This is a genomic window from Arthrobacter sp. 05T442 (assembly GCF_056395945.1).
Genome location: NZ_JBFTKM010000004.1, coordinates 256866 through 267607, shown reverse-complemented (window position 1 = coordinate 267607; position 10742 = coordinate 256866). Strand labels below are relative to the sequence as shown.

The following is a 10742-nucleotide window of genomic DNA, read 5'->3' as shown; positions in this document are numbered from 1 at the left end:
ACCCCAAATAGCCATTCGATAACTCCTTCAATGTCAACGGACCCGAACGAGGTCGGCATCCCCAGCGGCCTCCGGCGTCTCCGGAAGATCCATTGCCCCCAAGCTACCGTGCCCGGCAAAAAAGTGTCGATGGGCACCCCTGCCCATCCGGGATGAGCTGGCAGTTGTTGCCGTTCTGACGGCTCGGAACGGCAGCAACGGAGAGCTCAGCGGGAGTCGTTCCGGTTCTCGGGAGGAAGGGCCATCTGGAGCTTGCGGACCTTGCCGCGGCCCACGATGTAGCCGCGGCCGGGGACGAAGTCCGTGCTGATCCGGCCAAGGGAGGTGCTGAGCAGGCTGTCGCCGTCGATGTCGCCGGGGTTGAGCAGGAGCCCGCGGCGGCCGGACTTGAACGGCTGCGCGAGGGACCAGGCCGAGGACCACGTGGACGTCTCGGACTCGCCCACCACCCACTGCTCGGCCTTGATGGAGGCCGTGACGAGCCTTTCAATGCCGGGTTCGGCCAGGGTGTCGGTGAAGTCCGTGAGTCCCTCGACGAAGATGGCCAGCTTGCCCGGAGTCCCCGTGGAGTAATCCACGAGCTCGTCAATCGCTTCCCCGACGTCGTCCGCGCCTACCAGGGAGCGGTCCCAGATCTTCAAGGCCGCGGCGGCGGAGCGCCGGGAGCCGAGATAGATCAGTTCGATGCCCGGGTTGGAACGGCGCAGCGCATACGCCAGGGTCACCAGCGCCACGGTGCGGCCCGAGCCGGGGGGTCCGGCGAGCAGCAGCGGGCCCTTCGCCAGGATTTCGGCGGGCTGGAGCGTCTCGTCATCGACGCCGATCACCGGCAGGTCCGGGCTGCCGGCGGGCAGGACGTCGAGGTCGATCTGGTCCGGAAGCCGTTCAATCTTCGGCGCGCGCGCGACGCCCTGGCGCAGCATGGCTTCGCTGAGCTTGTTCACTTCGCGGGCCTGCACAGCGAGGTTGGAGTTGCCGCCGAGCACGGCCAGCTGCACCTCGACGTTGCCCAGCAGGCCGCGGCCCGGAGGCGAGGCCTGGCCCAGGACGTCTTTGGGCACGTCCAGGGACATGTAATCGTCTTCGGAAGAGAGCCGCAGCACCAGGCGCCGCTGGATCGAGGCCAGGAGCGACGCCGGCATGGAGTTGGGCCGGTCCCCGCTGACCACTAGGTGGATGCCGAGCGGCCGCCCGTCGGTGGCGAGCTGCAGGAAGATGTCCCAGAGGGCCGAGAGCTTGCTGTATTCGTACGCCTCGCGGAAGCCGGACATGCCGTCCACGAGCACGAAGATCCGCTTCTCCTCCGGCTGGCTGGCGAGCGTGCGGTACTCCACGATGGTCGAGGCACGGACTTCTGCGTACCGTGCCGAGCGGTCGTCTGCGAGCTCGCGCAGCCATCGCAGCAGCCGGCCCACGCGTTCGACGTCGTCGCCGTTGATGATCTCCCCGACGTGAGGGAGCCCGTCGAGCATCTTCAGCCCCGAGGAGCCGCAGTCGATGCCGTAGACGTGAACGGGGCCGCCACGCGGGGTGACGGCGGCCGCGATGGCGATTCCGCGCAGCGCCGCGGATTTTCCGGAGCCGCCAGTGCCGTAGATGGCCATGTTGCCGTCACGGTCCGGCTCGTAGAACACCGTGGGCTGGTCCTGGTGGGCGGGGTTGTCGGCGACCCCGAGGAGAAGGCGTTCATCCGTGCGGGGGTTGGGCAGCCGGGAGAAGTCGTAGGTCGTGGCGAGTTCGTCCAGCCAGGGCTTCCGCGGCGGCTCGATGGCGAGGACCTCGGCGGCCTTGACGATGTTGGCCGTCATCCTGGCGATGTCGTTGGGGCCGGCCGGTTCCTCCCTGGCCTGGGTCTCGGAGACCGGGGCCGTCCAGACCGGGCCCGAACCGAACGCCATCTCGACGATCTCGATCTGCGGCCGCTGCGGTTTCCCGGTGGTCCAGCCGCCCGCGTAGCCGGTCTGGAAGCCCTGGATCCGGCCCGGACCGGTCTTGGCCGCTCCGCGTCCCGGGATCGCCGGGTCGAAGTAAGCCGCGGCGGGTACGCCGAGGATGTCCGTGGCATCGTCCTCGTCTGCCATGCGCAGGGCCACCCGGAGGTTGGTGTTGGCGCGGAGGCTTTCCTTGATGACTCCGGCCGGGCGTTGCGTGGCCAGGATCAGGTGCAGGCCCAGGGAGCGGCCGCGGGCCGCGACGTCCACGACGCCGTCGACGAACTCGGGCACTTCGGTGGCGAGGGCCGCGAACTCATCCACGATGATGATCAGGTACGGAGGCGCGTCTGGGTCTGCCTCACGTTGGAGTTCCAGCAGGTCCTTGGCCTTCTTCCGGTTCAGCAGGCGCTCCCGGTAGTGCAGTTCGGCCCGGAGGGATGTCAGGGCGCGGCGGACCAGATGCTGGGAGAGGTCCGTGACCAGTCCGACGGTGTGCGGCAGCTTCAGGCAGTCCGCGAACGCCGCTCCGCCTTTGTAGTCGACAAACAGGAAACTTACCCGGTCCGGGCTGTAGGCCGCGGCCATGCCCATCACCCAGGACTGCAGGAACTCGGACTTTCCGGCACCGGTGGTGCCGCCGACGAGGGCGTGCGGACCCTCGTTCTTGAGGTCCAGGTAGAGCGGTTCGATCCCCTTGGACCCGACCAGGGCACGGAGCGTGCCCTGGTCCTTGCGGTTTGGGACGGCGCTGGCGTGGACGGAATTGTTCTCGGTCCAGCGCTCCGCCACGGCTGCCGGGTTGTCCAGGAAGTCCTTCCCGATCAGCGTCGCGTAGGACACGGCGCGGGGAAGGTCGGAGTCGTCCTCCAGCGGCTTGCCGACGTCGACCACCGGGGAGAGCATCCTGGCGAGCTGGGCGGCGAGCCCGGCCTCAAGGCTTTCACAGCTGACCGGGAACGTGTGCCGCCCCAGCCGGACCTGGCCCGTGGTGGTGCCATGGTCTCCGTCGACCGCCATGAAGTCCCGGCACGCGGCCGGGAGTTGCTGGACGGAGGCGGCCACCCACAGGACGTGCACGCCGGAGTCCGGGCCGCGTTCCAGGATCCGGGTGAGCCGGCCGCGGTCCACCGGTGCGTCATCCTCGACCACCACCAGTACGGCCGGCAGCTGCGGCTCCGCCAGTTCCGCGGCGTCCGGGCCCAAGCCGGGACGCAGGGCCGGGCGCGGCGTCTGGGCGCCGGCCTCGCGCTGGTCGATCAGGTCCTCAAGGCGGGACAACAAGGCCGATCCCCCGGCCGGTCCCGCGGCGAGGTGGTCGCCGGCCAGGGGGCTGTGGCCGGAGCCCACGTGGGGCAGCCATTGCAGCCACTGCCAGCGTCCCTTCGACCGGGCGGAGGTGATGGCGGCCAGGACCACTTCCGCGGGTGAGTGCAGGCCGACGAGCTGGATGACCATGCCGCGCGCGACGTCGTCCACGAGGCCGCGGGCGCCGGCGAGCCCGAGGGATCCGGCGGACCGCAGCTGCGAGACGATCGGGACGCCTTCGATGTCCCCGAACCGTGCCAGGGATTCCTGGATAACCTGCATGTATTCGGCGTCGGTGTCGTTGCTGCCCGGTTCGTCGAATTGGATGCGGGACGGGGCGGTGCCGAGGCCTAACCGCAGGCCCAGGAAACCGGTATGCTCCGGCCGGTGGGTCCACAGGAGCGGGCCGAGCTGGTAGATCGAGTCAACGGTGTCGCTGACCGAGGGTGACTCCTGCAGCCGGACGGAGCGTTCCACGTTCTGCAGGTCCGTGATGTCGAGCCGGAACGCCGCCATCGCTTCGCGGAACTGCTTGACCTGCTCCTTCCGTTCCCGCTTGGTTTGCTGCTTCTGGTCCACGTAGTGGCCGACGATAAACAGCGGCATCATCAGCATGAACACCATCGACAGCAGGTTCTGGGTCACGGCGAAGAGGATGGCGCCCATCATCAGCGGCGCCAGCAGCATGATGTACGGGAACGGGTGGTGGTCCTGCCGCTTGGGTCCCGCGGGAGGGACGCGTTTGTGCGGTTCAAAGCGTGGCAGCACCCGCGGCGAGCGGTTGAACTCGATGAGCGGCGAGCTCGGGGCCGAGCCGTGGTGGCCGCCGAGCGAAACGACGGCCACGGTGGTCTCGCCCAGCGTCACAGTGTCCGAGGAGTTCAGTGTTGCCCGGGTGACAGGCAATCCGTCCATGAGGAGGCCGTTGGCGGAATTCGTGTCAACGATCTCCACAGTCTCCCCGACGGTGATGCGGGCGTGCCGTTTGGAGGTGAGCGGGTCGGCGAGCCGGATGTCGGCGTCGCGGTCACGGCCGATATAGCTGGTCCCCGAGGGCAGGGGGAACTCGCGTCCGGCGTCGGGGCCGCTGAGGACGCGCAGCGTTGCCGCAGCGGGTCCCCGGTTCGCGCCGGGAACCGCGAACTGCTCGCTGAGCTGCGTCAGGGCGACGATCGAGCCCGATCTCAGGCCTGATTCGAGCAGGTTGTCCTTGCCGTCCAGGACGCTGCCCGTAAGGCCGCCGGCGGCCAGGGCCTCCTCGATGGTCAGTGTCAGGTTCGACGGCGGCGGCGTGCCCCGCCGTGCGGGGTCGGCGGTCCACAGCTGGGTCGCGACGTCCGCCACGGTGGCGAGGCCGTCCACGGTGACGGCGAGGTCCTTGGCGTCGGCCGGGTCGCGGCGTAGCGTCAGTCGGATTCTCATGCGTCTTCGACTCCCCGCATCTTTTCGAGCAAGGGAAGGTCAGCGGCAGTCACGAGCTGCGACGTGACGGCGTGCTCGACCAGGCGCGCCCGGCGGTTGGTGGCGAGCTTTCCGCCACCGCCGCGGAGCCCGGCGACCCCCACTTTGTCCAGTTTGTCGCACACGTTGTCCAGCTTTCTGTTGAACCGCGTCAGGGCCCAGCCCAAGGTTTTGGCGGCCACGGCCGAGGAGGGAATGGTGCTGAAGCCGGTGCCTTCGCGGCGCAGGACCGGTTCTGCGAGGGCAACGATAAGGGCCCGCTGGGAGTCGGTGAAGACCACCGGACCGATCGTCGTGTCCCCGCCGCCGTCGTCGTCGCGGGCCTGCTGCCGGAACGCGGGCGTCCGCAGGTGCACGGCGAACTCATAGGTGGTGGGGCCGGCAGTGAAGATGACGTTGGTGTGGCTGAACACGAGTGGAATCCTGGCCCCCGGGGAGAGCCAGGCCTGCATGCCGCCGGAGGAATCCGCGATGGTCGCGGACAGCATGCTGCCCACGTTGCTGAGCCACCAGATCCCGTCGTAGCGCGCCACCTGCAGGAACTGCCGGTGCAGGTACGGGTTGTCATCGACCGCAAGGTCGCCTTCCCGGCCGATGCCGAAGGTGTCCCCGTCCGCGGGCTCGTACCATTCACCACAGAAATCTATTGCCAGATCCCCCATTGTCAGTGCCTTCCTTAGGACGCTATTTCTTAGCGACACATGCGATTGAGTCCTCGCCCAGCGGCGAAGCGGCCCCGTCAGCCCGGACGATCATCACCTGGATGCAGCTTGGCTCGTCCGGGTTCACTGGGACCTGCGCGGTCGCCGACTTGGCCGTCTGATACGGTCCGTTGCCCTTCAGCGCGTGGACGCGCCACTTGTAGGTGTCCCCGGCTTTCGGCTGCGGGTTCTTCCAGGTGAAGGTCACTTTTCCGGTGGGTCCGGGCTTCCCCGCCAGCCCCGCGACGTCCGGGACGGTTCCGTTGTCCAGTGCGTCCGCCGGTGCCTTGCTGGCCTGGGCGGTGGGCTTCACAACGGGGTCCGGGCGTGCGGTGCCTGCCACGATTCCGAGCACGGCGGCGGTCACCAGCACAGTTCCGCCGACGATGGACAGCAGCAGGTTCCGGCGGCCGTGGCCGGCCGGCCGTTCCCCCGCGGTATCCCCTGCCGCGCCGGATGCCGATGCTGTGCCTGGGCGGTTGACGGTGGCCGCGAGATCATTGGCTTCCCCCACGGCGGCCGGCAGGCCGGGCGCGTCGAAGCCGGGCAGCGCGGGCCGCTGGAATGTCCCACCGGTGACCCCGCCCGCGGCCAGTGGCACACCGGCGGAGGGCGCCTGGTTGAACGTCGTCGAGTCATCGACGGGATCGCCGTGCGGGCCCCGGACCGGAAAGGTCGCGGCAGGGCCGGTCGCGTCCGGGTCGATGGAGGCGACGCTGCGGACACGGGTCTCTTCGAAGCCGTCGTCCGGGTGGGATTCCTCCGCACGGGGTTCTTCCAGGACCTCGAACGGTGTCACGGACAGGTTGAGTTCGGCCTGGATCCGCTGCAACGCCAAGGCAAAGGCATGCGCGGACGAGTACCGGGAGGACGCCGACTTGGCCATCGCCGTCGACAATGCAAGTTCCAGGGATTCCGGAACGTCGGCCCGCCCCAGCTTCGGCACCGGCATGGCGGTGATGCGGGAGATCAGCTCGCGCTGGGAGTTGTCGGCCCCCGGAAGCACGAACGGGGACCGGCCGGCGAGCAGGGTGTAGAGGGTGGCGCCGAGCGCCCACACGTCCACGAGCACGCCGTTCACCTGCCGGTCGGTGAACTGTTCCGGCGGGGACCACGGGATCGACATTCCGGCGTCATCGTCAGCGTCCCCGGCCAGGGTCCCCGAAATGCCGAAGTCGGTCAGCGCCGGCCTGTTGTAGTCGGTGACCAGGATGTTCGCCGGCTTGATGTCACGGTGGGCGATTCCGGCCCGGTGCGCCGTCTCAACGGCAGAGGCAACCTGGATGCCGACGGCCAGGACCTCGTCCACGCTGAAGCGCTGCCGGCGGTAACGGACGTCGAGGCTGGGGCGGGAGCAGTACTCCATCGCCAGGTAGGAGTGTCCGGCGTCGGTGACCTCGGCTTCGAAGATCGTCACGATGTACGGGTGCGAGGATAGTTGCGCCATCAGGTTGGCTTCGGATTCGAAGCGGCGGCGGGAACCTTCGGTCTTCAGGTCGGACAGCAGCACTTTGACGGCAACTTTGCGGCGCGGCCTGTCCTGTTCGTAGAGGTAGACGTCGGAAAACCCGCCGGAGCCGAGCAGGCTGACATAGGCATAGCCCGGGATGACAGGCGGCGGGGCTACGGGTCGCTTGGACGTCACGGGATCTCCTCGAACCGCAGGGACACGCCGTCACCGAGGTCGGCGATGTCCCCGTCCAGCAGGATCGCCAGTTCGCCCTGGGCCAGCCGTCGAGGTGCCTGCCCTTCGCGCACCAGGACGGTGCCGTTGGTTGCCTTGAGGTCGCACAGCATGACGTGCCATCCTTCGAGCCGGACCTCGACATGCGAGCGCGAGATATCGCCGCCGGGGCTCGTGACCTGGACCAGCTTGGGCATGACGGAACCCTGCACGCGGGACACTGATGGCTGGCGCCCGACGACGAGTGACTGGTCCAGGTCGATCAGTTCCCCGGTGGACAGCCGCATGCGGCCGAGCCGCGGGCGGCGGACCTGGACGCCGTCCCCGGGCAAGTCAAGGCCGCAGAGGCCGCACTGGGCGCACGTCGGCGGATTCGCGTGGCCTTGCGCGCACACCCGGGCCAGGACCATGGGGCCGGCCCGGTTGTCCTTCGCCGGTGCGGCTGCGTTCGGCGGCTTGGCGGCGACGAGATCGCCCTTCATGATCGTCTGGCCGTCGTGGTCCGCGTCCACCGACGAGGGCGGGGCCGGCGACGGGGGATTTCCGCCGGTGATCCACGGCACGGAATCGATCAGTCCGGTGAGGGCCGGCGGGACGGGGGTAGCGGCCTGGACGGGGACCGTCGGCGGGAGGGGTGCTGCGGCAGTTGCCCCCGGCGTCTCCGCTGCGGGCTTTGCGGCCAATGCGCCGGGCGTCTCCTGAAGCGGGACCGCGCCGGTTGCCGCGGTGGCAGGTTCCGGCCCGGCGTCCGGGTCTTCCCGCACCGCGGCGTCTTCGATCTTCCGCATGACCGTCTGTTCCCAGAGGTGGTCGTAATTGCTGGTGTGCTCGGGCTCAGCCGGTTCCGGTGCTGCGGGGAGCGCCTGATCCTGCTCCGGCAGTGCCAGGACCGTGTCGGCCGACACCCGTTGGTCTCTTGGGTCCGCCGCGATTTCCGCCTCCGCGCCCGTCAGATCAGCGCGCAGCCCCTGCAACAGGACGACGCCGTCGCCCAGCGGCAGTTCCAGCGCGTTGCTCGGCTCACCGGCGGTGGTGCCGGTTTCCGGCGGGATGACCAGGCTGAAGGACTCCGGCTTGGTGATCCGCCGTTCCGTCCACGTCGTCACGTCGCGGCCGCTGACTTCGAGGTCGCGGCCCGCCTGCCGGGCTTGCAGGTCGATCTCACCGCGCAGGAACACGCGCAGGGGTCCGCGGACGTCCACGATGCCAAACCACGGCAGCCGTGACAGCGATCCGCCTGAGGCGGACGTCACGGCGTCCAGGACCTCATGCACTTCAGGTTCGGTGGCCAGGAGCTCCCACAGGGATTGGACGAGCGAGGGCTCAGTGTCCGGGCGCAGCAGCACCGCGGTTCCCGAGCGGACCACGCCCAGCCATGTTCCCGGCGCGTACCGGAAGGCGGCCGCGGTCTTGTTCGGCACGAGGCTGTCCGGCGGCGGATTATTCGGCACCATGAGCGGGATCCTCACCGTGCTTGGCCGCATCTTCTGCCCGCACGCCGGGCGCGGGGAGTTTGTTTCCGTCGGGGGCGGGCGGGAGGACGTCGGTCCGGGGCAGGGTGTCCTCGTCTTCCGCCGCTGCCGCGGTGCGCGGTGCGGTCCGGGCGCCGCCGTCGTCGTCCGTCACGTTGGAGGCATCCACGACGATGCAGGTGACGTTGTCGCGGCCGCCGCTGCGCAGGGCCGCCTGGATCAGTCCGTCAACGGCCGCCTGCGGATCCGCCTCGGAGGCCAGGATTCCGGCGATCTGTTCGTCATCCAGTTCCCCGTTGAGCCCGTCGGAGCACACGAGTATCCGGTCGCCCTCCTCGATGGGCAGGAGCCAGTAGTCGGCCTCTGCCTCGTCCCCGGTGCCGAGGGCCCGCGTCACCACGTGCCGGCGCGGGTGCACCGCCGCCTCGGCCTGGGTGATCTGGCCCGCGTCGACCAGTTCCTGTACCTCGGAGTGGTCAACGCTGACCTGGCTGAGGGTGCCCTGGCCGAGCCTGTACGTGCGGGAGTCACCGATGTTCAGGACGAGCCAGTACGGGACTCCCAGCTGTTCCACGACGACGACGCCGGAGAGCGTGGTCCCCGCGCGGGATCCCGTGGCCTCGCGGATGCCCTCGTCCGCCCTGAGCAGGTACTCCTGGACGATGCCCGCCGAGGCATTCCGCCGCCCGCTGGCGAGCTGGGGAATTCCAGCGAGCGTGCGCACGCAGATGCCGCTGGCGATCTCGCCGGCCTCATGGCCGCCCATGCCGTCCGCGACGGCGAACACGGGGTCAGCTGCGATGAAGGAGTCCTCGTTCATCTCGCGGCGCAGGCCACGGTCGGTGCCGTAACCGCAGGTCAGCCGCAGGCTGTAGGTGCCGCCGGAAGCAGCTGATGGCAGCGCGGCGGTGGACGCGGCGGCTGCGGCGTCGCCGGAAGCGGCTGTTGGGGCGGGGGGCGGAACTGCGTCCGGTTGGGAGTTCATGCCTGTCCTAGGTAGAAGGAGCGGTCACCGAAGTGGACGGTGGAACCGGGTCGGACGTGGGTGGGCTCCCCCGCTGCAAGGGGGGCGCGGATGCCGTCCGGGGTGGTCACGGCGCTGCCGTTGGTGGAATTGCGGTCCGTGACCCAGACTCCCCCATTGCCGGCGCGGAGGTGGAGGTGGGTCTTGGAGATGGAGCGGCCCGGATCCGCGAGCGAAATCAATTGAACGGACTCTTCCCCGTCGCGGCCCGCGGGATTGCGGCCCAGCAGGACGGCGCGTTCGAGCTGGATATCACGGCCGTCGTCGAGCAGGATACGCAGCATGGCCACGGTGACGGGCGCCTGGGTGTTCCCGCGGACCTGGGTGCGGTCGAGGTCGTCGTCGGGGTGGGCGGCCGGGCCGCCGGAGGCCTGCTGGAAGGACACCGGCTGGAAGGACACCGGCGCGGGCGCTCCGACAACAGGCCCGGGCAGTGCGGGTCCAGGCAGCACGGGGGCGGCCTCCGCGTCCGCAGCCCGCGCCAACGGGGACGCAACCTGTTGCACGGGCGGCAGGTCAAGGGGCGCGAATCGGTACGGTCCCGCGATGCCGCCGGTGGTGACGGGGTTGCGGCCGGCCTTCACATCGAAAGCAAGGGTCTTGGCGGCGGCATCATGCCAGCCCTGACGCTTGCCGTTGCGGTCCCAGGTACTGGAGACCTCCACGAGGATTGCCCAGCCCGCGCCTAAAAGGGCAAGCGGAGCAAGAATCAACACGCCCACGCCAAACCACTGGAACCAGACCACCACGACGGCGGCGAGGATGGCAACGAGCACCCCGGCGCCCGTGACGAGGCCGCGGAGGAAGACAGCTCCTGCGCCCGGTGCAAAGCCGTCCGGGTCCGTGCTGCGGATGCCCATCAGCCGGTTACCGATCGTGTTGCCGGAACGGGCCTCGACGGCCATGAGCACCACGATGTAGGCGAGGGTGAAGCCCCCCGCGATGCTGCCCAGGAGCACCAGCGGGGGCGCGTCATGGGTGATGTAGCCGCGGCTGGAGGTTGGGGTGCCGGCGAACGCCAGGAACGACAGCACGGTCAGGACCACGAAGGGCGCCAGCCAGTCCAGCACGGCCGCTCCCAGCCGTTTTCCGGCGTCGGCCGGAACCAGGTCAAGCGTGACCGGCATGCGGGGACCTCCCCCTTGTTCGTGGCCCGCGGCG

6 protein-coding genes are annotated in these 10742 nt (G+C 69.4%); all 6 read right to left on the bottom strand.

Annotated elements, in window-relative coordinates; genetic code table 11:
- Positions 1-206: 206 nt before the first annotated feature.
- From AC1DES_RS07150 to AC1DES_RS07125, 6 genes are read right to left on the bottom strand one after another with little or no spacing between them, the layout of a single operon-like run.
- On the bottom strand, positions 207-4661 hold the full coding sequence (locus AC1DES_RS07150) for an FtsK/SpoIIIE domain-containing protein (RefSeq protein WP_476894988.1): 4455 nt from the start codon (positions 4659-4661) through the stop codon (positions 207-209).
- Positions 4658-5362, bottom strand: a complete 705-nt coding sequence (locus AC1DES_RS07145) for a hypothetical protein (RefSeq protein WP_476894987.1) — start codon at positions 5360-5362, stop codon at positions 4658-4660. The genes AC1DES_RS07150 and AC1DES_RS07145 overlap by 4 nt, the downstream gene beginning before the upstream one ends.
- A gap of 22 nt (positions 5363-5384) precedes the next feature.
- Positions 5385-7046: a serine/threonine-protein kinase gene (locus AC1DES_RS07140; RefSeq protein ID WP_476894986.1), complete on the bottom strand. Its 1662-nt coding sequence runs from the start codon at positions 7044-7046 to the stop codon at positions 5385-5387.
- Positions 7043-8539 (bottom strand): FHA domain-containing protein, encoded by a 1497-nt coding sequence (locus tag AC1DES_RS07135; RefSeq protein WP_476894985.1) that lies wholly within the window; start codon positions 8537-8539, stop codon positions 7043-7045. Before AC1DES_RS07135 ends, AC1DES_RS07140 begins: the two co-directional genes overlap by 4 nt.
- On the bottom strand, positions 8526-9542 hold the full coding sequence (locus tag AC1DES_RS07130; protein ID WP_476894984.1) for a PP2C family protein-serine/threonine phosphatase: 1017 nt from the start codon (positions 9540-9542) through the stop codon (positions 8526-8528). The genes AC1DES_RS07135 and AC1DES_RS07130 overlap by 14 nt, the downstream gene beginning before the upstream one ends.
- Positions 9539-10708 carry an RDD family protein gene (locus AC1DES_RS07125; RefSeq protein WP_476894983.1) on the bottom strand — a complete coding sequence of 390 codons (1170 nt, stop codon included), beginning with the start codon at positions 10706-10708 and terminating at the stop codon, positions 9539-9541. The genes AC1DES_RS07130 and AC1DES_RS07125 overlap by 4 nt, the downstream gene beginning before the upstream one ends.
- Between the last annotated feature and the right edge of the window lie 34 nt (positions 10709-10742).